Origin of the sequence: Metabacillus bambusae (assembly GCF_017497975.1) — a bacterium.
GTDB classification, from domain to species: domain Bacteria; phylum Bacillota; class Bacilli; order Bacillales; family Bacillaceae; genus Metabacillus; species Metabacillus bambusae.
This window is the reverse complement of record NZ_JAGDEL010000006.1, coordinates 158,135-184,655: the sequence shown is the minus strand read 5'-3', so window position 1 is coordinate 184,655 and position 26,521 is coordinate 158,135. Positions and strand designations below refer to the sequence as shown.

Here is a 26,521-nt window from a genome sequence, read left to right as displayed (position 1 = left end):
TTAAAGATTGTTGTTGATTTCTTAGTTTTGTTGAATGGAAAGAAAATCGAACGCATGAAGAGGAAAACAACAACCAAAATTTACAGTGCATAAGGTTCTTATTGAATATTAGTACATATTTTCACAATCCCTATACTTACATCAACATAAATATCCATTTGACCTGTTAAATTATTGAGGTTTTCGGATAAGATTTGGTTAGTGTTTTAACTTATGCATTATACGAATGAAAAGATTTTATGTCTAAAGTGTTATTTAAATTGTTATTTCAACTATTTTTACTCAATCAACAAAAAGAGCAGTCCGAATTATGTGTTAATCGAACTGCTAAAGGGAGTGTTATTTAATGTTTTGTACTCTTAAACCGACCCGTCTAGAGAGGTTTTTATTTTGGCTCTGTTAAAGATTATTATTATTTTTGGCACTTTGTTGATTAAAGAGAAAGCCTGCCACGGAAATCAACAACCAAGTTGAACAGAGCCTTTATTTTAGAAATTTAAAATTAATATTTACTTAATCCCCATATGGATAAGACACGTGAATACTATCTATTGTCCCTGGTTCATCTTGAATGACATTTAGAGATTGCATATAATTTGCAAATTCCTTCTGAAGCTCTTTAGGTGCACCCTCTTTTAAGTGCCAGTTACCAGGCTCATCAACAAAATATTCACTGTTTACAAAGTTAGGATACTTTTTAGGCAACCTTATCACTCCATTTCCATAGATAATCCTCTTTAGGTTTACCTTTTCGGGAAGTAAAAATCTTGTTATATGATTATTATTTCGAAACATAATTTAACAAGATTGGTACAATAAAGAGCAATGGGAGTTAATAGGGAGATAATTAAAGATGATTTTCTTTGCACATGTAAAATAAAATCAACTCACAATTTCAGTTTTTTTATTTAGGCTGTTTTCGCAAACTTTGTTGCTATTTACCAAGTAATGTTGATTGCAGCGAGAGATGCTCACTTTCCGCGGGGCGGGCGGTGAGCCTCCTCGGCGTAAACGCATGCATGAGTCTCACCTGTCCCGCTGCTCTAAGCAGGAGTCTCGCAATCCGTTCCAATCAACCTGAAATAGTTTTTGTGTTAGAAGGAACAATCTTTTAGAAAAGAGCCTTTATTTAAAAAGTTGATATCATATGACTTTATAGAGGACGAAATGAATCAGGTTATTTATTTTGTCTATTTAGTAGTTATTGATTCTTTTTCTTTTTTGTCTTTTTCAACCGTTATTCTATGGAAGAATCCTGATTTTGTGAAAAGTTGTGTGACGAATCCTGTTATTTGTTTATAATTATCTTCGATTTTTTCGACCACATAGTTAATTCTTTCAAACAATGTTGCTTTTAGACCGTCTATCTCTCTTGACATCTTTTGATTTAATGCTTCTTGATGCTCTAGTCGTTCAAGAATCGTCTTATGGAATGATTCCTGTAATTCAAGAGTTTTTAGTATATCATCATTTATATTATTTTGTTCCTCTAATTGTTCACTAAGACTATGGTGAAGATCGCCAAATTGTTCGATTTTTTTCGAAAGCTGTTGAATGGCTGTATCCTGAATGGTTAGCTGATCTACAATCGCTTGATTTATTAATCCTTCATTATCATATTTTTTAACTAATTCATGATTAAATTCATCAATAGCTTCAAATCTCTCTAACAATGTTTTATAAGCTTCCTCTTGTCTTGTGATATTTTCAATTAGTGGTGTTGTTCGTTGTTCCTGTTGTTCAAGTTGTTTTAAAACATGGTTAAAATGTTGTTCTTGTTCATTTCTCGTTTCATTTACTAAAATGTTCACCTCATTTGAGGCATTTTTTAAGGAGGAATTTATATTACCCTGCTGCTTAATAAATTCCTGTAAATAACTTTTTCGAAATGAATCTTGATTGGATGTTATTTTTATTTCTGAACTTTGTTTATATAAATTACGATTTTCTTGATTTTTTATATAGACCACTATTTCACTCCTCTCATTAAAAAACGGAAATGATGTTAATAGCTTATGTGCTAACCCAATGTTTTGATCACTAATTTTTCAAAGGAAAAAAATGTAGGATTTCTTAAAAGGTAGGACATACTAGTGAGGATGAAATAGAAAGGTGGTTGAGAGATGAGTATAGAGTGGTTTGACCGTGTAAGTGGTGAATTACAGGAGCATCTTGAATCAATTTGTGAAAAGTATGATCAAGTAGGTCATATGTCAATTGATCGTGGTGCAAAGCATCCAAGAATTGAATTTTTTGTAGAGACAGAAGATGATGATCGCGATTATTTTTGCACATTATTTTTCGATCCTCATAATGAAGACTTCTATATTGAAACATTTGATTTTGAATACGAGCAAACCTCTAGAACGCTTCTTTCAGATATTGAAGACATTATTGATGCTGTACATGAAAGCTTTCATATGTATATGAATGACGATTATGACGAGGATGATGAGCCTTCAGAAGTGGATTCGGATGATATTGATTCGGATATATTTGAAGAAATTGATGTTGAATGGGAGACACCTGAGGTTACAGCTTTTACTTATGAGGATGAAGTAGAAGTAACGTATCAATTTGGTGTCGTTCAAGAAACAGGTGATGGTGTTCTTCGTCGCATCAATCGGATACGGACTGACGATGATGACTTAATTAAAGATGAAACTAATTTTATTTTCAGTAAAGAAGAGGCTAGTACGATTATTGCAATGATTGCAAGTCATATGGATTCATTATCTGAGTTTGATTTGCAATAAATGATCTTTTGTAAATGTAAAAAAAATTCCCCACTTAAAAAGGGGAGAATATGTATCATTATCAAATTGAGTTAACAGTTATTACGTTAACTTTTATCTGATCTCTTTATTCTTAATGTATTTAATAAAAACATCTTTGATCATTGCACCTGTGGAGATGATTTTTCCAGCTTTAAAAGCTGTAAAACCATCTCCACCTAATGCTAAATAGTCACTGATGGCAACAGTATAAACTTGGGAAGGAATTATTTCCTTCCCTTTATCGTCTCGTAAATCTTGGATTTTCCCACCAGCTTTTGTATTTTCTTCAATGTGATATGAAACCCCACCAGTTTGTAATAAATTCTCTTTGTTATTTTTCCACTGTTGTTCTAACACAGCTTTGATTTGCTTTCCTGTTAATTTGATTTTTACCACCTTGTGATTAAAAGGTAATGATCGATAAATATCTGCAACCGTTATATCACCTTTATTTAAGCTTAGTCTAATGCCTCCGTGATGAATAAAAGCAATATCAGTATTCATCTCTTCCATCATTGATTTGGTGATTTTTTTTGCGAGAAGGGATTCACCTTGCTTATCCTTTTTTCTGGAAATTGAGTTGGTAGCTGTCATGATAACTTCATCCATTTTATAATTTAACTTCGATTTATACTTATTAATAAGTTTAATTGTTTCCTTGTCAGGTTCAATAAATTGATGCAAAGTTAGATGAATATTTGCATTTTTCTTAATAATTTCACCTGAAAGAGAATCTAACTCAAGTTGTACTTGTGATATCGCTTTACCATAGGAATACCCTTGAACGATTAATTTATCATCCACTAAAGTATTCGCAAATGCGTGATTATGACCTGTAAAAATAACATCTACTTCATCATGTATCAGTGGTGCCATTTTGACCATAGCTTGCTCTGGATTATCACCAGTTAGATTTGACTTAGCAGAAACATGAGCTAACACAACAATTGCTTTAACTCCTTTATTCACTAATTGTTTTGTGGCTTGATTAATCGCAGTTACTTCGTCAATAATTTCTACTTGCTCTCGATTTTTGTAGACGACAAAATCATTCGTTTCTGTTGTGACAACACCTATAAAGCCGATTTTAATTCCGTTTATTTCTTTTATTGTAAAAGCTGGAAAAAGTGGAGAATTTGTCTTTTTTTCAATCACATTTGCGGAAATATAGGAAGTAGTGGTCCCGTTATAGCTATTATCATGATCCCCACTTAATAGTCTTTGCATTTCTCGAACACCCTTATCAAATTCATGATTTCCAAGTGTGCCAATATCAACTTTTAATAGGTTTAGAAATTCGATCGTTGGTTCATCTTGGTATAGAGCAGAAATAGGTGGGCTAGCACCGACCATATCTCCAGCATGAACGAGTAGAGTATGTTTTTGTTGAAGTTTTAATTTATTAATATAGGCTGCTACATATTCTGCACCTCCAACTTTTTGCCCGAAAATTTCTTGGTATGTATTTAATTGTCCATGAAAATCATTCATTCCAAGTAATTGTACCTGTACCATATCACCGTTAGTTGAACGATTTGCTGCAGAGTAAACAGATGTACTTAAGAGGAGAAGGCTAATACAGCTAAACAGGATAATCATTCTTTGCCTAGTCAACTAATATCCCTCCTTATTCGTTTCTTAATAAGCTTAGCACTCATAAATGAATTCCAACTTAACCGTTCGTAAAGTTTTAATGAATTTATAAATTTGAACATAAGCTAAATTTATATGTAGGGTTTTCGATAGGAAACCACGAAAATATTAAGGTACAAAGACTTTTGAGAAGATTTTTGTCTTATATTATGTAATCTTTTTGTAAAAAGCTTTTACAAAAGAGGTAGGAAAAGGCGGGGTTACATGGATCAGATTAAGAACGATCTAAAGGAAGAACAAACGAGAATAAATTATGTTAGGAATAAAATGATTGAAGATGTTGCTTTTTTACAAAAACAAACATCATCAGTGAAAACGGATATCGTTAAAATTCGTAAAAACTTTTGGGATGACGTCACTGTTAATATGGATGATGCAGTTGAAGCTGGGGAAACAGCAACAAGTATTAAACAGCAAGCAGAATTTTTATCTGAACGTGAGCATCGTCATAAACACCTTGATCGTGATTTAAAAAATTTAAAACGACTTATTGATACACCTTATTTTGCACGTATAGATTTTTTAGAGGATGGCGAAAGAGTAATAGAAAGCATTTACTTAGGAATTGCCTCCTATCTTGACCACGATTCAGATGAGTTTTTAGTCTATGATTGGCGAGCACCAATTTCAAGTTTGTATTATGATTACTCACTTGGACCAGCAGAATTTACTGCACCCGGTGGAACTGTTCGTGGCGAGTTAAAGCTGAAAAGGCAATTTATTATTAAGAATGCTATTATTGAAGGTATGTTTGATAGCGGGATTACTATCGGAGATGAGCTTCTTAAAGAAGTACTTGGGAAACAGTCAGATACACAAATGAAGAGTATAGTTGCTACAATTCAGCAGGAACAAAATAAAGTGATTCGAAACGAAAAAGGTAGTCTCCTTATCGTTAAAGGTGCAGCTGGAAGCGGTAAGACCTCTGCTGCTCTCCAACGAGTAGCATTCCTCTTGTATAAATATCGAGAAACATTAGAAGCAGAGGAAATTCTTTTATTTTCACCAAATCCGATGTTTAATAGCTATATTAGAAATGTTTTACCAGAGCTTGGTGAAGAAAACATGCAGCAAACAACGTTTCAACAATATTTACAACATTCTCTTGGAGAATATTTCGAGGTCGAGGACCCGTTTTCGCAGATGGAGTATATGTTAACAGCACAAAAAGAAGATTTTTATGAAATAAGACATAAAGCAGCAAAGTATAAATCATCTTTTCAATATATGGACAAAATAGAAAGTTATCTAACTTATTTAAGTAAGCAAGGGATGGTTTTTCAGGATATCACATTTAGAGGTGATGTGCTTTTTAGCTCAGAAGCAATTTATTCCTATTTCTACTCGCTTAGTTCTACGATTTCGATTACAAATCGAGTAAAGCTCGTTTCAGAATGGTTGCTAAGTGAATTAAAGAAACTTGAGAAAAAAGAGCGAAATAAGGAATGGGTAGAAGAAGAGATTCAGTTTTTAAGTAAAGAAGAATACCAATTTTATTTTCAAAAGCTAAGTAAGCAAAAAAGGTTTTCCCAGGATACGTTTGATGATTTTAATCGTGAGCAAGAAAACTTAAGTAAATATGTTGTGAAACGTCATTTCAATTCTATTAAGAGGAAAATTGCTGCCCATGATTTTATTAATATGCCGGCAATATATCAACAATTGTTTGAACTACCAGGTAAAACTTTTGAGAAAAGCGTAGATGGTGAAATTTCTGTATCAGATTGGGCAGATATTTGCTCGTTTTCAATTAATGAGATAAAACATGAAAGGCTCACGTATGAGGATGCAACACCATTTTTATATGTTAAGGAGAAGATCGAAGGTTTTAAAGTAAATACTAGTGTTAAGTATGTGTTTATCGATGAAGCTCAGGATTATTCTGCGTTTCAATTTGCATTTATAAAGCATATATTTCCAAATGCGAGATTTACTGTGCTTGGCGATTTGAATCAAGCGATTTATGCACATCATTCATATTCAGGTATTGAAGCTCTAAAGCATTTATTTGATTCTAAACGAACGGAATTGATTGAGCTAAAAAGAAGCTATCGTTCAACTAAACAAATTATTGAATTCACGCGTGCACTATTGGAAAACGGAAAAGAAATCGATCCTTTTAATCGTGAAGGTAGTAAGCCGGTTACAATTAAAAAAGATTCTACAGAAGCGTTAGTAAATGCGATTGCACAAAGAGTTAAAGCACTAGATTCGTACAAGTCGATTGCGATCATTTGTAAAACAGCTCAGGAAAGTGAAAATGTATATAAATTACTAAAAGAGAAAACTGAAGTACATTTAGTTGATAAAAGAACTAATGAATTTGATTTAGGCATCGTCATTATTCCAGCTTATTTAGCAAAAGGCATTGAATTTGATGCTGTTTTCATATTTAATGGATCTAAAGAGCAATATGGATCAGAAGATGTCAGGAAACTTTTCTATACTGCATGTACAAGGGCGATGCATGAATTATTTGTGTATTATAAAGGTGAGATAACACCATTTATCAGTGAAATCCCACAGCATCTATATAAAGAACAAGTCTAGCATGTAAGAGGGAGGGGCAGTGTGGAAATTCTTGCAAATCTACCATACATCATAATTACGAGATCTATTGAAAATAATATTCAGTTCCAAAGGGAAGAGGAGCACGAAATTACATTGTCCTCTCAGCGGGTTTGTACATCTTTTGATTCTTTTTTATTGGATGAAGTATTAGATATTTCATACCGCTTTTTTTCAAAAGACATGGGTTTTCTTTATTTGCACACGACAAAAGGGATGCATGCTTATGCAGTAAAAATAAGTCCACAGCCCTTTATCGAGAAATTTAAAAGTATTAAGTAATTTCACTAGAAAGGGACTATTTATATCAACCAATTTGTTGAAAAAATAGTCCCTCTATAAGGTGTGGAAATTATGTATTACGATTGATTTCGAGCTTTTTTATTTCGATAAAGCGTTTAAAATCTTCTTTACCTATTCCAGCTCTCATCGCTTCATTTACTAAAGTCATTATTTCTTGATTAACAGAATCCCCTACACGATTAACATTATTGTTAGCGTTCATACCTTGCCCCCTTATATCAACTAGTAAAAATGAATTCATTAGTAAGATGTTTTTTTATTAAATACCCGTTATTTAAAGAAACAAAACCTAAAAAATAAGTTTTTTTACAAATGTATATAAAAAAACTGACAGGTCATTGACCTGTCAGAACACTAGATTAATCGTTTTCAAATATTATCTTGAGTTTTTAAATATATGTTCGGTTTACTCAAGTAAATCTTTGCAATTAAATCCTTGTTGTTTTAGCATTTGAGGTACATCTTTATAATTGTTGTTATAATGCATTCCTTTATAAAAACTTGAAATTCTATTTGTCCATGTTGTGTTATTTTGCCCATTTGATTTTATTAATTGATGTTCTTTAAAAACCTCATTATATGATTGTATGTACTTCTCTTGGTTGTTGTTGTATTCTTCTTTATGAACAAAGGTCTCTTTAGGTAAACGTGGATTTAATCCAGGGTCGTTGATTCCATATCCAATACATAAACCAGCAATTGGAATAACATACTGTGGTAATTGTAACAGTTCAATTACTTCAAGGGGCTGTCTGCGTATCCCGCCTATCGGTACAACGCCTAAACCTAAAGATTCCGAAGCAGCTATTGCATTGCTTAGAGCAATTCCAACGTCAGTTGCTCCAACTAATAGGATATCTGCATCATGAATAGCTTCGAATGGTACATTTTCGATGTCACTTGCCATTTTTGCTCGATTAAAGTCAGCACAAAAGACTAGAAATGTTGGTGCTTGCTTAATGTGCTCTTGATTCCCACAAAATGTTGCGAGCTTTTGTTTCCGCTCCTTATTTTGCACAACAATTACAGAAACTTGCTGACCATGAATCCATGTAGGGGCCGCTTGTGCAGCTGAAAGTATCGCATTAAGATGTTCATTTTCAATTTGTTTTTCTTCAAACTTCCGAAACGAACGATGACTTGTTAATGTTTTAATAACTTCATTCATGTTTAATCCTCCTCAATCACTAATGCAGTAACTGTACTTTATTTTGGTATTATTTTCAAATGATTCGATTTGAATGATAAACTAAGCTAGTCATCAGACTTTTCAAAAGGCCTACTGCGGGTGTTTGGATGACGAACGCAAATCACAATAACAATTATGAGATTGTTTCCTGGTAAACAATAAACAAAAAGATGGGTGGGGTGAAATTGTATATAAACTCCTTTTTGAAAAACATTCTACGATTAACTAAATCGAAAACAGCAACTAGCAATTTTCTAGTAATTGCCCATCGCGGTGCTTCTGGCTATACACCTGAGAACACGATGGCTGCATTCAAAAAAGCGCTAGAGTTAAAAGCTGATTATATAGAGTTGGATGTGCAAATGACAAAGGATGGCAAGCTTGTCGTAATACATGATTCGAATGTATCACGAACAACAAACAGTGAAGGTGAGGTAAAGGATTTTACCTATCAAGAATTAAAAAAACTTGATGCAGGACAATGGTTTCATATGAAATTCTCAGGTCAAAGAATACCTAGTCTTCAAGAAGTGATTTCGGAATTTCATGGGAAGCTCGGATTGTTAATCGAGATAAAAAATCCAAATTTATATCCAAACATTGCTGAGGTACTAGCAGATGAACTAAAGAAGAACAACCTGCATAACCTAGAAAACAATGAAGTGATTGTCCAATCTTTTGACTTTGAGTTATTACAACGTTTTAATAAGTTAGTTCCAAATATACCATTAGGTCTGCTTGTTAAATATCGTGTACATGGTATTTCGAATGTTCAGCTTAAAGAATGGTCTACACTTGTTCAATATATAAATCCAAATAAAGCACTCGTCACAAAAAAGTTGGTTAAAAGAATACAGTCTTATAAATTAAAGGTTATGCCTTATACAGTAAGAGATATGAAGTCAATTAAGGGATTGTTAGATGCGAAAGTAGATGGAATTGTTACAGATTATCCAGATTATTTCAAAAAGTGAGTATCGTGCAAGAGGCTGACACCACCTGATGTCAGCCTCTTTAATCGTTTAGGAATTTATAAAATTCTTGAACTTTGGATAGCGCTTTGACATCCAGCTCCAGCTTAGGCCTGTCGGGTCTGATCAAGGCGCTTGCGCTTTTGTTCAGTCATGAATTTTCTTGCTGTTGGCCTATTTCTTTCTCAGCGATTAATGAATTAGCAACCTCTTGGTTTTTATGCTCATTTACAGAATCACCATCAATATTCTTTTGATTTGGAAATGTGCCGTCTGTTTGCAATGTTATTTGTTCTTTTTTTGGTGCATTTGTCAAATAGGTTTCCTTTTTCATAGCTGCAAAGCCCCCTTGAATCTTTATTTAACCCATTTCGTTTATTGTAGTTTTAGCTAAAGAAAGATCTCTCATTCCTTCGTCTGATGAACATGTGAATAAAGCTTTATAATTAGAAGACTCAGTAATAAAAATCAATGGGCTGAAAACGCTTATATAATAGTAGAAACTCGTCCAGATTCAAGAGGTCATTCCCAATTATTCCCTAAAGAGAAGATGATGTTTATTTGTTATGATGTACATAAGGCTGACCTAAATAGTATAGCTAGCCCTATGTAATGTTGATTATTGATATTGCTCAAGGATTGAAAAGAATTCCTTAACATATTGATAAAAGACTTTTTCGGAAGGAGCCAGTTCTCTTTTACTCGAAATAATGATCCCGACAGTTCTTCTAACGATTGGAAGCTCAATCGGTATTTTTACAGTAAATCGTGGAATCGCCTCGTGGAATGTACTGTCAGGTAATAAAGTGACACCCATTCCTGCTGAGACTAATCCTTTAATTGCATCTAAATCTTCACCTTCTGAGGAAATGCTAGGAATAAAGCCAGCTTGTTTACAAGCATTGATAGCAATTTCTTGGAGGATATAACCTCTTGGAAATAAGACAAAATCATCATTCCTTAATTCATTAAGAAGAATGCTTTTTTTAGAAGCTAGTGGGTGTGATACGTGAATTAATGCTGAAATATTTTCTGAAAATAAAATTGTACCTGAAATCTCAGGAATATTTTGTGGGACAGGTCCGATAAATGCTAAATCAATTTCACGATTTATGACAGAATCAATTAAAAACTTGTAAGAACCTTGTCTTAAATGAAATGCAACATTCGGGTATTTTTCTTTAAAAGCTGTTATAACTGTTGGCAATAAATGACTAGCAAGGCTTGTGGGGAACCCGATTTTAATCGATCCTCTTTCAGGATCAAGATGTTCATCGATTTGTTTCTTTGCATAGTCGATCGCTTTTATTGCCGTTTTCGTATGCTCAAGAAATACCTTACCAATCGGAGTAAGTTTTACATTTCGTCCTTCTCTTTCAAATAATGTAACACCTAGCTCTGCCTCTAAATTTGCAATCTGCCTGCTGATGGCAGATTGAGCAACATGTAAAAACTGAGCAGCTTCAGATACATGTTCTCGCTCAGCAACTTCCATAAAATAATATAATTGACGTAATTCCATCATGACCTCCGATCATATATATCAAAATTAGATTAATTCGAATAAAATCTATATATATCAAAATTAGATTGAATCTATCTAAATTATATATTGTTAACATCAATTTGCAAAGATATAATGTAATTATCTGAAAATTATCGGGTGTAAGATTATCTAACGGGGGGAGATATACATGACTTACAATCAAATTCCAAAAGCACAAGGTCTCTACCGTCCTGAATTTGAACATGACGCATGCGGTATCGGTTTATACGCTCATATTAAAGGCCACGCTACACATGATATTGTAAAAAAAGGACTAAATATGCTTTGTCAATTAGACCACAGGGGTGGACAAGGCAGTGACCCACTAACAGGAGATGGCGCTGGTTTAATGGTGCAAATTCCTGATGCATTCTTCAAAAAAACTTGCCAGGAAATGAATCTGCCTGAAAGTGGTCGTTACGGTGTAGGAATGATGTTCTTTTCTAATGACGACGCAGAGCGATTACAAATTGAGGAACAACTTAACGATTTTATTAAAGCAGAAGGACAGCAGATTTTAGGCTGGAGAAACGTTCCTGTCAATGCAGATGAAATTGGACCAGTTGCGAAAATGAGCTGCCCAGTTGTTCGCCAAGTATTTATTGGAGCAAATGAAAGCATTGAAGATAATATTACCTTTGAACGTAAATTATATGTGATTCGTAAACAAGCTGAAAATTGGGCTAGAGAACGTGAACTACGTTTTTACTTTACTAGTCTTTCAAGCAGTACTATCGTTTATAAAGGTCTTTTAACGCCTGAACAAGTTGATGCTTTCTATCTAGATCTTCAAGATGAAGACTTTGTATCAGCATTTTCTTTAGTTCACTCACGCTTTAGTACAAATACGTTCCCAAGCTGGGAAAGAGCACATCCAAATCGTTATTTAATTCATAATGGTGAAATTAATACACTTCGTGGAAACATGAATTGGATGAAAGCAAGAGAGCAACAGTTCGTATCTGAAGCATTTGGTGAAGATCTTGAAAAAGTTCTACCAATATTAGATGCAGATGGAAGTGACTCTTCAATATTAGATAATGCATTTGAATTCTTCGTATTAGCTGGACGAAAACCAGCTCATGCTGCAATGATGATGATTCCTGAGCCTTGGACTGAGAATCCTCATATGAGTCCTGAGAAGAGAGCATTTTATGAATACCACAGCTGCTTAATGGAGCCATGGGATGGTCCGACTGCCATTTCATTTACAAATGGAAAGCAAATTGGTGCTATTTTAGATAGAAATGGTTTACGTCCAGCACGTTACTATGTAACAAAGGATGATTATATCATCTTCTCATCTGAGGTAGGAGTTATTGAAGTAGCAGAAGAAAATGTACTTTATAAAGACCGTTTAAGTCCTGGTAAAATGCTGCTAATTGACTTAGAAGAAGGCCGTATTATTTCTGATGATGAAATTAAAGATGAAATGGCAAATGAAGAGCCGTATCAAGAATGGTTAAAAGACCAACTAATTAAGCTTAATGATACAGAGATGCTAGTTGAAGAAGTGATTTCAGACGTTTCAGAGCGTCAACGTGCATTTGGGTATACGTATGAAGATATCCAAAAATATTTACTTCCAATTATTACGGAAGGTAAGGATCCGCTTGGATCAATGGGGAATGACACACCACTTGCTGTGCTGTCAGATCGTCCACAATCATTATTCAATTACTTTAAACAACTATTTGCCCAAGTTACAAACCCGCCAATCGATGCAATTAGAGAGCAGATTGTAACTTCAACTATGACATTGTTAGGTACAGAAGGTAATATCCTTCATCCAAATAAAGGTAATGCTCGTAGAATTCAACTGGATTCTCCAGTGCTTTCTAACGATCAATTATCACAATTACGATTGAATCTTTATCCTGGGTTTAAAAGCAAAACAATCGACACTTTATTTACAGAAAATTTAGAGTCTTCTTTAGAAGAGATTTTTGCTGAGGCAGAAAAAGCAATTGCTGAAGATGTTAATATCATTATCTTATCTGATCGTGCGATGAATTCGGAAAAAGTTGCGATACCTGCATTATTGGCTGTCAGTGCTTTACATCAGCATCTAATTCGTCAAGGAACACGTACAAAGGCAAGCTTAGTGATCGAATCAGGAGAGGTTAGAGAGGTTCATCATTTTGCGGCTTTAATTGGATATGGTGTTGATGCGATTAATCCATACCTAACTTTTGCAACTTATAAAGAAGCTGTATTAGACGGAAGTTTAACAGTGAGTTATGAGGAAACTGTTGCAAAATACATTAAGGGTGTTACAGAAGGTGTCGTAAAAGTAATGTCTAAAATGGGGATTTCAACTGTACAAAGCTACCGTGGCGCACAAATTTTTGAAGCTGTAGGTATCTGTTCAGATGTAATCGATCGTTTCTTTACTGGAACAGCATCTCAGCTTGGTGGGATTGATTTAGAAACAATTGCTACTGAAGCTACATTACGCCATAAAGATGCATATTCAGATAAAGTAGATAAAACATTAGATTCAGGTAGTGACTTCCAATGGAGAAAAACAGGGGAGCATCATGCGTTTAATCCGACAACAATCCATACTTTACAATGGGCTTGTCGTAAAAATGATTATGACTTATTCAAAAAATTCTCTACTGCTGCAAATGAAGAAAGAATCGGCTTCTTACGTAACTTATTTGCCTTTAATGATGAGAGACAAGCGATTTCAATTGATGAAGTTGAATCAGTAGATTCTATTGTCAAACGATTTAAAACAGGTGCGATGTCATTTGGATCTTTAAGTAAGGAAGCTCACGAAACATTGGCTATTGCTATGAACCGTCTAGGTGGAAAAAGCAACAGTGGCGAGGGTGGAGAAGATTCAAAACGTTATATCGCTGATGAAAACGGCGATTTACGCCGCAGTGCTATTAAACAAATTGCTTCAGGACGTTTTGGTGTGAAAAGTCATTATTTAGTAAATGCTGAAGAACTTCAAATCAAAATGGCTCAAGGAGCTAAGCCTGGTGAGGGTGGTCAATTACCTGGTAATAAAGTATACCCTTGGGTAGCCGATGTCCGTGGTTCTACACCTGGTGTGGGATTGATTTCACCTCCTCCACATCATGATATTTACTCAATTGAAGATTTAGCACAGCTTATTCATGATTTGAAAAACTCAAATCGCGACGCACGTATTAGTGTTAAGCTAGTTTCTAAATCTGGTGTAGGTACAATTGCAGCTGGTGTTGCAAAAGGTGCTGCAGATGTTATTGTCATCAGTGGTTATGATGGTGGTACAGGTGCATCTCCGAAAACGAGTATTAAGCATACAGGTCTTCCTTGGGAGCTTGGTTTAGCTGAAGCACATCAAACATTGATGTTAAATGGTCTACGTGATCGAGTTGTATTAGAAACGGATGGGAAATTAATGACAGGTCGCGATGTTGTTATGGCAGCGATCTTAGGTGCAGAAGAATATGGCTTTGCAACAGCTCCTTTAGTTGTTATGGGTTGTATTATGATGCGTGTTTGTCATTTAGATACTTGTCCAGTTGGTGTTGCAACACAAAATCCAGAGCTTCGTGATAAATTTACTGGCGATCCTGATCATATTGTTAACTACATGCGTTTTGTTGCACAAGAGGTTCGCGAAATCATGGCTGAGCTTGGCTTCAGAAACATGGAAGAAATGGTAGGAAGCACAGATGTATTACAAGTAAGTGATCGTGCAAAAGCACATTGGAAAGCAAAACACTTAGATTTATCTACACTTTTATATCAGCCTGAGGGTGTACGTGTTGCTAAATTTAAGCAAAACCATAAAATTGAACAATCACTTGATATGGTCGAAATTTTACCTGCTGTGGTGAAAGCAATTGAAACTGGAACTCAGATTGAAGCATCATTTACGATCAAAAATACTAACCGTGTTGCAGGAACAATAGTCGGCAGTGAAATTTCAAAACGTTATGGTGAAGAAGGATTACCTGAAGATACAATTACACTACGCTTTACTGGATCAGCTGGTCAAAGCTTTGGAGCATTCGTTCCTAAAGGTGTAACAATGCATTTAACTGGTGATTCCAATGACTATGTAGGTAAAGGATTATCTGGTGGTAAGATTATTGTTGCTCCACCTGAAGAATCAAGTATTGTGTCAGCTGATAATGTCATCATTGGTAACGTTCCGTTCTATGGAGCAACTAGTGGTGAAGCATACATCAATGGACGTGCAGGTGAGCGTTTTGGTGTCCGTAACTCTGGTGCAAATGTGGTTGTTGAAGGTGTGGGTGATCACGGCTGTGAATATATGACTGGTGGCCGTGTTGTGATCCTTGGAGAAGTAGGTAAGAACTTTGGTGCAGGTATGTCAGGTGGAATTGCTTACGTACTTGCTGATAATAAAGAAGAATTTAAAGCTCTATGTAACTCTGAAATGATTGAATTCGAAAGCTTAGTTGATGACGAAGAAATCAGATTGGTCGAGGATATGATTCAAGCTCATTTCCGTTATACAAATAGCGCGAAAGCTGAGTTTGTATTAGAGCAATGGAATGAAACTTTACCAAAATTCGTAAAAGTAATTCCAAAGGATTACAAACGAATGATGGAAAAAATTGCTGAACAAATGCAAGCGGGATTAACAAATGAAGAAGCTGTCATGAGTGCGTTTGAAGCAAATGCAAAATCTGAAAAAAAGGGATCTGCGCCTAAAACAGCGCGTTCCAAAGCAGTAGTACAGTAGAAAGGGGAGAGGAAGATGGGGAAAGCAACAGGATTTTTAGAATTTAAACGTGAAGAGGCGGCCGAACGTGAGCCTCTTACACGTTTAAATGACTGGAAAGAGTATTCAGCTCCTTTCTCTGAGGATAAGTTAAGCAGACAAGGAGCGCGCTGTATGGATTGCGCTACTCCTTTCTGTCACATTGGTACTGAGATTAATGGTTTCACTTCAGGATGTCCAATTCATAACTTAATTCCTGAGTGGAATGACTTAGTCTATCGTGGAAGATGGAAAGAAGCATTAGACCGTTTATTAAAAACAAATAATTTTCCTGAATTTACAGGAAGAGTATGCCCTGCACCGTGTGAAGGATCATGTAACGTTGCGATTTCAGACCCAGCTGTTACGATTAAAAACATTGAAAAAGCAATTATTGACAAAGGCTTTGCAAATGGATGGATTACACCACGTATTCCAGAAAAACGTACAGGTAAAAAAATCGCAATCGTCGGATCTGGACCTGCTGGTTTAGCAAGTGCTGACCAACTAAACCAAGCTGGCCACCTTGTTACTGTTTATGAACGAGCTGACCGTCCGGGTGGATTATTAACCTATGGTATTCCAAACATGAAGCTTGATAAAGGTATTGTGGAACGACGTATCAATTTACTAAGCCAAGAAGGAATTACCTTTATTACTAATACTGAAATTGGTAAAGATATTACCTCTGAAGAACTACGTGAACAATACGATGCAGTCATCCTTTGTGTTGGGGCACAAAAGCAACGTGACTTAGTTATTGAAGGTCGCGAGGCAAATGGTGTTCATTTCGCAATGGATTACTTAACAACTTCAACAAAAAGCTATCTTGATTCTAATTTTGAAGATGGTAAGTTTGTAAATGCTGAGGGTAAAGACGTAATCGTAATTGGTGGAGGAGATACAGGTGCTGACTGTGTAGCTACAGCAATTCGTCAAAATTGCAAAAGCGTTGTTCAATTTGGTAAACATCCAAAACTACCAATGTCTCGAACACATGAAAATATGTGGCCTGAAGCTCCACATGTGTTCACGATGGAATATGCTTATGAGGAAGCAGAAGCGAAATTCGGTAATGACCCTCGTGAATATTCTATTCAAACGAAGAAGCTTGTTTCAGATGAAAATGGAAATCTAAAAGAGCTGCATACGATTCAAATGGAAAAACTTAAGGATGAAAATGGCTTATACTACTTCAAAGAAATTCCAGGTAGTGAAAAAGTTTGGCCTGCTCAATTAGTTTTTATTGCAATTGGATTTGAAGGTGCAGAACAACCAGTATTAAAGCAATTTAACGTTGAGACAACTGCTAGAAATGTTGTTGCTGCAAAATATGGCGACTTTAAAACAAACGTTGAGGGTGTCTTTGCTGCTGGGGATGCAAGACGTGGTCAGAGTTTAATCGTTTGGGCGATTAATGAAGGTCGTGAAGTGGCACGTGAAGTTGATCTTTATTTAATGGGTAGTACAGTTTTAGCGTAATTTATCATATATTAAAAAGATAATGGCATGAAGTGTTTGCAAAAACACTTCATGCCATTTTTTATTTCGGTTCTTTTCTAAGAGATTGTTGCTTTTAAAACAAAAACTAATACAGGTTGATTGGAACGGATTGCGAGACTCCTGAGGGAGCAGCGGGACAGGAGAGACTCATGCAGGCGTTTACGCCGAGGAGGCTCACCGCCCGCCCGGGGAAAGCGAGCATCTCTCGCTGCAATCAACCACACCGTATTACTTGGTTAATAGCAACAAAGTTTGCGAAAACAGCCTTTATTTTTATGTATATCTCAATTGATAGAACAATAAAATACTATTCTTGCAAAAAAAGTATAATGAAAAATAAATGCCGATCAAAAATGTACGATAGTCTAATAATGAATCCTCTGCTTATTATTAAAGAAAAGGATTTTAGGTTATCGACAAAATTTGAAAGGAAGAACTTTTATGGAGAAAAATAGAAGGAGAATCTTTCTCGCAGGAGATTCAACTGTCCAAGCCTATAAGGAAATGGACAGTAAACAAGGTGGTTGGGGAGAATTCTTAAATAATTATCTACCTGAAGAAATTAAGGTAATGAATCATGCTATAGGAGGAAGAAGTGCTAAAACCTTTGTAGAGGAGGGAAAATTGCAAAGGCTGCTTGAGGAAATACACGAAAATGATTATTTATTTATCCAAATGGGTCACAATGATGCTACGAAAACGAAGCCTGAACGTTATACAGAGCCATATACAACCTATAAGTCATACTTAACAATGTATATCGAAGGAGCTCAAAAACTAAATGCTAAACCAATTTTAATAACTCCTGTTGCAAGACTGAATATAGAAAATGGTCAATATAAGAATGACTTTCCAGATTATTGTCAGGCGATGAAGCAACTTGCAGAGGAAAAGAATATTATGCTGATTGACTTAATGGAAAAAAGTTTAAGTTACTATAAATCAATCGGATATCATCACTCACTTCAGCTTTTTATGGCATCGATTAACGACACAGATTTTACTCATTTTACAAAAAAGGGTGCAAACGAGATCGCAAAAATAGTTGCTGAAGCAATGAAGGAGATACATTTAGAAGTTTTCGAAGATTAATAAATGATTTTAATTCGAAAAAAAATAGAATGTAATCGCATTCATTAAAGAAGGCTATTTTAGATACTTTTTAATGCTAGTAGACTAAAAAAATAGGAGCGTTTTAAATTTGAGTAAAAAACTTTACCATGGAGCTGCTTATTATCCTGAATTATGGTCTGAGGATGTCATTGAACAGGATATTAAGCTAATGCTAGAAACGGGAATCAATGTTGTTAGAATTGGGGAATTTGCTTGGTCAACAATAGAACCAGTAGAAGACCAAATCAATATGAGTTTTTTTGAGGATATTGTAAATAAGCTTTATGATCACGGAATAGAGACTATTTTTTGCACACCTACACCTACTCCGCCAATCTGGTTTACATATGATCATCCTGAACGAATGTATGTCGATCGTGATGGAAGAACAATGGGACACGGCTCTAGACAGCATGCATGTACGAATAATCGTTATTTTAGAGAAAGAGCAGCAATTATTACTGAGCATATTGCCAGAACACTTGGAAATCATCCTGGAATAATAGGTTGGCAGATCGATAATGAGTTTAAGTGTCATGTAAGTGAATGTATGTGTGAAACATGTAAATCATTATGGTATGAATGGTTAAAGAACCGCTATAAGACGGTTGGAAATTTAAATGAAGCTTGGGGTACACATATTTGGAGTGAATACTATCATCATTTTGAACAAGTGCCGCAACCAGGTCCTGCACCATTTCTCCATAATTCTTCATTAAATACTATGTACAAGATTTTTTCAATGGAAAAAATTGCGGAGTTTTCTGATCAGCAGGCTGAAATAATTAGAACCTATTCTAGTACACCAATAACTCATAATAGTAGCATTGCTTTTAATGTTGATAATGAGCGGCTTTTTAGAAATCTTGATTTTGCCTCTTTTGACACATATGCATCGATTGAGAACTTTCCTGCTTATTTAATTAATTGTGATTTATGGAGGAATTTTAAGAAGGGAAAAGAGTTCTGGATTATGGAAACTAGTACATCATTTGCCGCTTCATTAGAGAGTTATGCATCACCCCATCCAGACGGATATTTAAAGGCTGAAGCGGCTGCTGCTTATGCCTTAGGTGCCGAAGGTTTTTGCTATTGGCTTTGGCGACAGCAACGAACAGGTTGTGAACAGCCGCATAGCTCGGTCATAAGTGCTTGGGGAAAACCTACTGTAGGATACAAAAATGTCATAGAAGTTGAACAAATGAGAAAGGAACTTGAGCCAGTCATTCTTTCTACAAAACCTGTTCAGGCCGATTTAGCGATCACCTATTCTGATCGAGCAAAGGTTTTTTTAACAACAGAGCCACACAAAGGCTTAAATCACCGCGGTTTAGTAACAAATTATTATGAGCGTATATTATCAATGGGAATTCATCGTGATGTAATACCTGAAGGAGCTAGTTTTGAAGGATATAAAGTTGTCCTTACGCCATTTATTCATTTTTTATCAGATGATTATTTAGTGCGTGCTAAACATTTTGTTGAAAATGGCGGTATCTGGATTGTAGGTCCTTTAACTGGTGGACGTACTGAAGAACATACTATCCACACAGATCGTGCATTAGGAGAACTTGAGAAGCTGGCAGGTGTTGAAGTGCTTTTTACCTATCCTATGGATCAGAGTGGAACAATCGGTTCTGCATTTGGCTGCTCAGCACCTTTGGGATTGTGGAGTACAGTTTTTGAGTATAGCGAGGAACATTCAGTTGGCACCATTATGGAAGGATTATCTGCAGGAAAATCATTCTTAACAGAGCATTCGCTTGGAAAAGGGAAGATCGTTATGCTGGGAGCAATGCCAATGGGACGTGAAGGAGACGTTCTCTTAAAAAGGATGATCGATCACTATTCTATTTTAGCTGATGTTAATCAAAGAACAGATGTTACACCTGGTACAATCGTAGCTCCAAGAGAAAATGACCACTCTTTAATATGGTTTATGATCAATATGGATGGTAATGGCGGTTCTGTAACAATTCCTTTCAAGGGATATGATATAAAAAACAAATTAGAGATAGAATCAGGGAAATTAGATATTGGTTCATTTGAATGCAAAGTCGTTCAATTTCAAAAATAAAGGAGGAGACATTGATGACAAAGGGGAAGCAATGGTCATCTGAACGAAAAAGTTTTCAAGACCCGATAACTGGCATAACAATAACACAATTAACTGATTATTACGCACATAGTTATCATCTATATTTCACTAATAACGCATGGTATGATGGGAACACAAAATTATTAATTGGTTCAGACCGGGAAAACAGTACAAATTTATATAGTATAGACCTACTAAGTGGAAAGCTGACGCAACTAACAGATCTAAAACAAAATCAGAAAAAGGGAATTCAGGGTACTTTTATTAACCCGCATAAAAAGGAAGCCTATTTTACACTGGATAGTTGTATTGTGGCAATCAATCTGGAAACCTATCATGAGTCAACACTATTTGAACTTCCAGAAGGCTATCACTTTAGTAATTTAAGTTGTACTGCTGATGGCAAACATCTATGTTTCGGACTTACAGAAGAATTATCAAATTCGATAAAAAGTAATTTATCTGGCGGTTATATTGGTTTTGAGGAAACGGAAGCTGCAAGACCACATTGCCAAATTTGTCTACTGACAATTGAAACAGGTGAGATGAGGACTATCCATGAAGAAAAGCGGTGGATCGGGCATGTTAATGCATCTCCAACACAGCCTAATTTGATAACGTTTTGTCATGAGGGACCTTGGGAGAAAGTAGATCATCGAATTTGGGTGCTTGATATAGATACAGGTCGAAAATGGAAAGTAGCTGAAGGAGAGTTGAATCAATATGCAGGTCATGAATATTGGCATGCAGATGGTTTGCGTATTGGCTACCATGGGTTTACAGATTCATTAGATCGAAAGGATGGTAAGTTTTTAGGCTCTGTAAAATTTGATAATACAGAATACGAGCAATTCAATTTTCCGTACCAAAATATGCATATACATTCAAAAGATACTCAATTAATTGTCGGTGATGGCCAGCAAACGACAGCATACCATGGTGAATATTATCAAGACTGTTTGTTTTTATGGAAGAAAAGTAAGGAGAAAATGGAAGGACCAAAAGTACTTTGTAAACATCGCGGGAGTTTTCATATCCAACAAGTTCACGTTCACCCATGCTTTAGTCCAGATAGCACAAAAATATTGTTTACAAGTGATATGAGCGGTTATGGAAACGTTTATTTAGTAGATGTTCCAGAATTCGAAGCCATGCCAACCCTAGATGATAATAGACTAAAAAGTTCAAAGTAGTTTATTAGTGTCAATGATTGATTATTTAGAAGCAAATATAGAGATATTCCTGCAAAGTCCTGAGCTTTCAATTGGTAAGCTCAGGACTTTATGTCATCCATTACATTTGCAAAAAAATATTGGATGACAAAAAAGTGTTAATTAACAAGATCATCTGCAAATGCATACTGACCACAATGAATCAAAATAGTCTGGTTGAAGGAAAGAATATTCTGACAAATAATGAAGGTAGTCTTACGTTTTCAGATAGGAAAGGAAAGGTTGTGTTGGTTTTGAAATTGAAGTGGCTAAAACATAAGCCGAAAGGTCGTTCAGGTGTTTCATGGGGTGTTCCGTGGGAGTATGGAATTCTAAAGCGAGAAGAAACCTTATGTCTTATGGAGGAAAATGGTAAGAAAACACCTATTCAAAGCTGGCCGATGGCCTATTGGCCGGATGGTAGTGTGAAATGGACAGGACACAGTGCAGTTTTTCTAGCAAATGAACAGTCATATGAATTAACAACTGGTGAAAATCAAATACCGGAAAGCCCGATACAAGTAATAGAATCAGGGAATCAAATTAAAGTTGATACGGGAGAAATGCAATGTATCATAAACAAACAAGGAACTAATTTTATTGAGGAAATTGTAAGCGATTCAAAAAAACTAGGGAATAAAGGGAGATTAATCTCAATCCAAGAAGTACGTGATGAGACCTCAGGGGTAAAGACGATTCAGGAAATCCCATTAGAAAGTAAGATAAAAACTGCAGAAATCGAACAGAACGGTTCAGTAAGATGTGTAATAAAAATTGAAGGTGAACATGAAGCGATTTCTATTAATCACAAGCGATCATGGCTGCCTTTTCAATTACGAATCTATTTTTATGCAAGAACCTCATCGATAAAGATGGTTCATACATTTTTCTATGATGGAGATCCTCAAACAGATTTTATTAAAGGGCTTGGAATGGAATTTTCGCTTCCTTTGCGGGGGGAGGCATGGAATCGTCATATTCGATTTGCAGGTGATGAAGGAATCTACTCAGAACCAGCTCAGCTATTGTTAACGAGAAGACATCGAAATGCAGGCGGATTATATGAAAAGCAAATTAATGGAGAAATCGTAAGTCTTTTTGATAATCAACATCAGGCTTTGCTTGAACATATTCAGCAAAATGCAATCTGGAATGATTTTAAATTAACACAAGATTCAGCAGACCATTATCGAATAATGAAACGTACAAGCAATGGATATTCATGGGTTGAATCAACTCATGGAACAAGGGCAAAGGGGTTGCTTTATGCAGGCGGAGAAAACGGAGGAATTGCTATTGGTGTTAAAAACTTTTGGCAGAAGTTCCCATCAACATTAGAAGTTAACGGTTTAAATAAACTAACATCAAAACTAAAGGTTTGGTTTTGGTCTCCAGATTGTGAAGCAATGGATTTAAGACATTACAGTAATGAGACTCATGTGGTTAGTGCCTATGAGGGATTCGATGAAATGCGGGCAACACCTTTTGGAATAGCAAACACTAATGAGGTTTTTTTACAGTGCTATAACAATGCACCATCACATGAAGAACTAGTAGAGAAAGCAGAAGAATGGCAATCACCGATCCTATTAGTCTGTGACCCAACCTATTATTACAAGACAAAAGCTTTAGGTATATGGAGTTTACCAGATACTAGCCATCCAATAAAAGCGCAATTAGAATCAGAGCTAAACAAGGCGATTAGTTTTTACAAACGTGAAATTGATCAACGAAGATGGTATGGATTCTGGAACTATGGAGATGTTATGCATACCTATGATTCGATTCGTCATCAATGGAGATATGATTTAGGGGGATTTGCATGGCAAAATACTGAGCTGGTGCCAAATATTTGGCTATGGTATGCTTTTTTACGTTCTGGTCGTGAAGATATCTTCAAGATGGCTGAGGCGATGACCCGACATACAAGTGAAGTAGATGTCTACCACTTTGGAGAATACGCCGGTTTGGGATCTAGACATAATGTAGTACATTGGGGATGTGGCTGTAAGGAAGCTAGAATAAGTATGGCTGGCCTTCATAAATTTTATTATTTTTTGACAACAGATGAACGAACAAGTGATTTATTAATCGAAGTTAGAGACGCAGATCATGGGCTTTCGAATTTAGATCCGATGAGAGAATTCTATCCAGATGATCAATATAAGACACATGTTCGTGTTGGTCCGGATTGGGCAGCGTTTTGTTCCAATTGGCTTTCTGAATGGGAGAGAACAGAAAATACAAACTATCGTGATAAAATTTCAACTGGAATAGAAACGTTAAAACAATTACCATTACGTTTGCTATCAGGTCCAACCTTTGGATATAGCCCAGAGACAAACGAGCTTCTTCACATGGGAGATGGAAATGAAGGTAGTTATCATATGGTCATTGCTTTTGGAGGCCCTCAAGCATGGATGGAGCTATCCCAATTATTAGGTGACGATGAATGGGATGACATGTTGGTAGAATTTGGGGAATTTTACGTCTTAAGTCAAGAAGAAAAATTGAAAAGAAGCAATGGGATTTTACATGATAATTTATTTAGTCTGCCAATGTTAGCGGCAGGCATGGTTGCCTTTGCAGCAGCAAAGAAAAAGGATTCTTCACTAGCAGCAAAAGCTTGGAAATTATTATTAGATGAAGAAATCAGTGAGATGAGTCTACCAATTGTAGAAAAAGAAGTTAAAGCATGGAAGCATTTGACAGAGGTTTCAACAATTACGACCAATACAACCTCCCAATGGTGCTTAAATACGATCATTGCCTTGGAGTTGATTGGAGAATATTTATCTGCAGATCAGCTTCTAATTAATAATGAGAATATAAAACTTCTAAACGAAATGAAATAATCATGAAATTGTACCATAATACCATTTCGCCTGACTTTAAACTAACCGAAAATCAATCTTACAAGAAAGTATTACCTAGACAAAAAAGTAGCAATTCACATGATAAATGCAGTAATTACAAGGGTTTTAAAGAAAACAAAAAATGATAATTGTTAGAAAAAAAGAATCGAATTAATGTAAAGGTAGAGGTCAAGCTGCTTACACAGTGAAAGCTTGATTCCAAATAAAAAATCATTAAATTACAGGGGGCTGGATTTTAAATGGGTAAAAGTAAAAAAGAGCTTAGTAAAAAAATTGTCCTTCCATTACTTTCAACAATGCTTCTTTCTTCATCATTAGTCGCATGTAGTAATTCAGAAACAACTAGTAAAGAATCTGAAAAAAGCGAATCTGATAATACAATATCGATTATGACAACGGCATATTCGCCAGAACCACCAGGTGAAGATAGTCCTGTATTTAAAGAACTTGAAAAATTTATGGAAACAGATATTAAAGTAAATTGGGTTCTTAATAGTTCATATTCTGACAAATTAAATATTACATTAGCATCTGGTGAGCTACCGGATATTATGATGATTCCGTCAAAGATACCTAGTTTCATAAGTGCAGTTAAGGATGGGGCTTTTTGGGAACTTGGGCCTTATTTAAAGGATTATCCTAATTTAAGTCAAGCAAATGAAATTACATTAAATAATAGCTCCATAGGCGGAAAGATTTACGGTATCTATCGTAGTCGCCCGTTAGGAAGAAACGGTATTACATTTAGAAAAGACTGGTTGAGTAATGTTGGGTTACAAACCCCGAAAACAATCGATGATTTTTACAATGTATTGAAAGCGTTCACAGAAAATGACCCAGATGGAAATGGAAAAGATGATACTTACGGTATGGTTGTTTCGAAATACACAGGTCCGTGGGATATTATGCAAACTTGGTTTGGAGCTCCAAATAAGTGGGGTGAAAACGAAGATGGAACCCTGCAGCCTGATTTTATGACGGAAGAATATTTCAATGCGTTAATGTTCTTTAAAAAGCTCTATGATGAAGGGTTAATCAATGAAGATTTTGCCGTAATGGATCCGCAAAAATGGGGTGACCCGCTTCTGAATGGACAAGCAGGTGTGATTGTCGATGTTGTTGACCGTGCCCATCGTGCAGAAGAGGATATGCTGGCAGCAAATCCGAACTTAAAAGAGCCAATTGATGTTATAGGTGCTGTTGAAGGTCCTACAGGTCTACACAATTTACCTACATCTGGATATTCGGGTATGCTTGCCATTCCTAAATCCAGCGTAAAAACAGAAGAAGAGCTGAAAAAAGTTTTAGCTTTTATAGATAAGTTAAGTGAAGAGGAAGCTCAAACTTTCGCCTACAATGGCTTAGAGGGACGTCATTACGAGATAAAAGACGGTAATTTAGTAGAACTTACGGAAAATAATGAAGCTCTTATTAATGAGTTCACAGACCTGAATCAATTTCAGACTGGAATACCTGAGAATCGATTTATTCAGGCAGAGCAAACTCCGTTGTTAGAAAAAGAAGAAATAGTTAAGAAGGAAAATGAAGAAATTGTTGTACCAAACCCTGCTGAAGCACTCGTTTCTGAAGTTTACGCTCAAAAGGGTCAGCAATTAGACAATATTATCAATGATGCAAAAATTAAATTTATCGTTGGTCAAATTGATGAAGCAGGATTTAAAGACGCAATTGAATTATGGCGCAGTACTGGTGGAGACGATTATATTGAAGAAATAAATAAATTATACAAAGAGTCAAACTAACATTTCCAAAAAGAGTCTGTCTCAAAAACAAAGGGGCAGCTGCCTTTTGAGATAGACTTTATTAAATGGCTCGTTAAAGCTCACCGTTGATTTTAGCACTTTGTTGGTTGGAGCGGAAAGCGAACGCCTGCAGCGGAAATCAACAACCAAGTTTAACAGTCTATTAAAAAATAATCGTACTCAAAGAAGGGAAGGGAGCGAAAGTGGCTTTTCTAAAA

At 35.7% G+C, this 26,521-nt stretch carries 18 protein-coding genes; 11 read left to right on the top strand and 7 right to left on the bottom strand.

Annotated features, from left to right (window positions below; translation table 11 throughout):
- Window positions 1-513: 513 nt before the first annotated feature.
- Together I7822_RS10770 and I7822_RS10765 are read right to left on the bottom strand one after the other, a co-directional pair.
- Window positions 514-705, bottom strand: a complete 192-nt coding sequence (locus I7822_RS10770) for a hypothetical protein (protein WP_066334028.1) — start codon at window positions 703-705, stop codon at window positions 514-516.
- A 485-nt stretch (window positions 706-1,190) separates the two neighbouring features.
- Entirely contained in the window at window positions 1,191-1,970 is a 780-nt protein-coding gene (locus I7822_RS10765; protein ID WP_207977851.1) for a hypothetical protein, read from the bottom strand.
- Between the two features lie 153 nt (window positions 1,971-2,123).
- Between I7822_RS10765 and I7822_RS10760 the strand changes: the two genes are divergently transcribed.
- Complete coding sequence (locus tag I7822_RS10760; RefSeq protein ID WP_207977849.1) at window positions 2,124-2,756, top strand: hypothetical protein; 633 nt, start codon at window positions 2,124-2,126, stop codon at window positions 2,754-2,756.
- 93 nt (window positions 2,757-2,849) lie between these two features.
- Here the strand turns inward: I7822_RS10760 and I7822_RS10755 are convergent, their stop codons facing one another.
- On the bottom strand, window positions 2,850-4,391 hold the full coding sequence (locus tag I7822_RS10755; RefSeq protein ID WP_207977847.1) for a bifunctional metallophosphatase/5'-nucleotidase: 1,542 nt from the start codon (window positions 4,389-4,391) through the stop codon (window positions 2,850-2,852).
- Between the two features lie 243 nt (window positions 4,392-4,634).
- Here I7822_RS10755 and helD point away from each other — a divergent pair, with 243 nt between their 5' ends.
- Together helD and I7822_RS10745 are read left to right on the top strand one after the other, a co-directional pair.
- Window positions 4,635-6,980 (top strand): RNA polymerase recycling motor HelD, encoded by a 2,346-nt coding sequence (gene helD / locus I7822_RS10750; protein WP_207977845.1) that lies wholly within the window; start codon window positions 4,635-4,637, stop codon window positions 6,978-6,980.
- Between the two features lie 21 nt (window positions 6,981-7,001).
- Window positions 7,002-7,280: a hypothetical protein gene (locus I7822_RS10745; RefSeq protein ID WP_207977843.1), complete on the top strand. Its 279-nt coding sequence runs from the start codon at window positions 7,002-7,004 to the stop codon at window positions 7,278-7,280.
- Between the two features lie 70 nt (window positions 7,281-7,350).
- Here I7822_RS10745 and I7822_RS10740 read toward each other — a convergent pair whose 3' ends face one another.
- On the bottom strand, window positions 7,351-7,503 hold the full coding sequence (locus I7822_RS10740; protein ID WP_207977841.1) for a hypothetical protein: 153 nt from the start codon (window positions 7,501-7,503) through the stop codon (window positions 7,351-7,353).
- 204 nt (window positions 7,504-7,707) lie between these two features.
- Window positions 7,708-8,469 carry an NADPH-dependent oxidoreductase gene (locus tag I7822_RS10735; RefSeq protein WP_207977839.1) on the bottom strand — a complete coding sequence of 254 codons (762 nt, stop codon included), beginning with the start codon at window positions 8,467-8,469 and terminating at the stop codon, window positions 7,708-7,710.
- Window positions 8,470-8,675: 206 nt separating this feature from the next.
- Here I7822_RS10735 and I7822_RS10730 point away from each other — a divergent pair, with 206 nt between their 5' ends.
- Window positions 8,676-9,464, top strand: coding sequence for a glycerophosphodiester phosphodiesterase (locus tag I7822_RS10730; protein ID WP_243459406.1), 789 nt, complete (start codon window positions 8,676-8,678; stop codon window positions 9,462-9,464).
- 148 nt (window positions 9,465-9,612) lie between these two features.
- Here I7822_RS10730 and I7822_RS10725 read toward each other — a convergent pair whose 3' ends face one another.
- Window positions 9,613-9,795, bottom strand: coding sequence for a hypothetical protein (locus I7822_RS10725; RefSeq protein ID WP_207977836.1), 183 nt, complete (start codon window positions 9,793-9,795; stop codon window positions 9,613-9,615).
- A gap of 285 nt (window positions 9,796-10,080) precedes the next feature.
- Entirely contained in the window at window positions 10,081-10,983 is a 903-nt protein-coding gene (gene gltC, locus I7822_RS10720) for a glutamate biosynthesis transcriptional regulator GltC (RefSeq protein WP_207977834.1), read from the bottom strand.
- Window positions 10,984-11,155: 172 nt separating this feature from the next.
- On the opposite strand from gltC, the gene gltB reads away from it, so the two are divergent.
- The 7 genes from gltB to I7822_RS10685 all read left to right on the top strand — a co-directional run bounded on the left by gltB (window position 11,156) and on the right by I7822_RS10685 (window position 26,303).
- Window positions 11,156-15,721 carry a glutamate synthase large subunit gene (gltB, locus tag I7822_RS10715; protein WP_207977832.1) on the top strand — a complete coding sequence of 1,522 codons (4,566 nt, stop codon included), beginning with the start codon at window positions 11,156-11,158 and terminating at the stop codon, window positions 15,719-15,721.
- Window positions 15,722-15,736: 15 nt separating this feature from the next.
- Window positions 15,737-17,221: a glutamate synthase small subunit gene (gltD, locus tag I7822_RS10710; protein WP_207977830.1), complete on the top strand. Its 1,485-nt coding sequence runs from the start codon at window positions 15,737-15,739 to the stop codon at window positions 17,219-17,221.
- A 462-nt stretch (window positions 17,222-17,683) separates the two neighbouring features.
- Entirely contained in the window at window positions 17,684-18,334 is a 651-nt protein-coding gene (locus I7822_RS10705; protein ID WP_207977828.1) for a rhamnogalacturonan acetylesterase, read from the top strand.
- A 109-nt stretch (window positions 18,335-18,443) separates the two neighbouring features.
- Window positions 18,444-20,432 (top strand): beta-galactosidase, encoded by a 1,989-nt coding sequence (locus I7822_RS10700; RefSeq protein ID WP_207977826.1) that lies wholly within the window; start codon window positions 18,444-18,446, stop codon window positions 20,430-20,432.
- Between the two features lie 14 nt (window positions 20,433-20,446).
- The gene (locus tag I7822_RS10695) at window positions 20,447-21,646 is read left to right on the top strand and encodes an oligogalacturonate lyase family protein (protein ID WP_207977824.1); all 1,200 of its coding nucleotides are present in this window, start codon (window positions 20,447-20,449) and stop codon (window positions 21,644-21,646) included.
- A gap of 263 nt (window positions 21,647-21,909) precedes the next feature.
- A complete protein-coding gene (locus I7822_RS10690) occupies window positions 21,910-24,519 on the top strand; it encodes an exo-rhamnogalacturonan lyase family protein (protein WP_307847722.1) in 2,610 nt (869 codons plus the stop codon).
- Between the two features lie 260 nt (window positions 24,520-24,779).
- On the top strand, window positions 24,780-26,303 hold the full coding sequence (locus tag I7822_RS10685) for an extracellular solute-binding protein (protein ID WP_207977822.1): 1,524 nt from the start codon (window positions 24,780-24,782) through the stop codon (window positions 26,301-26,303).
- The last annotated feature ends 218 nt before the right edge of the window (window positions 26,304-26,521 follow it).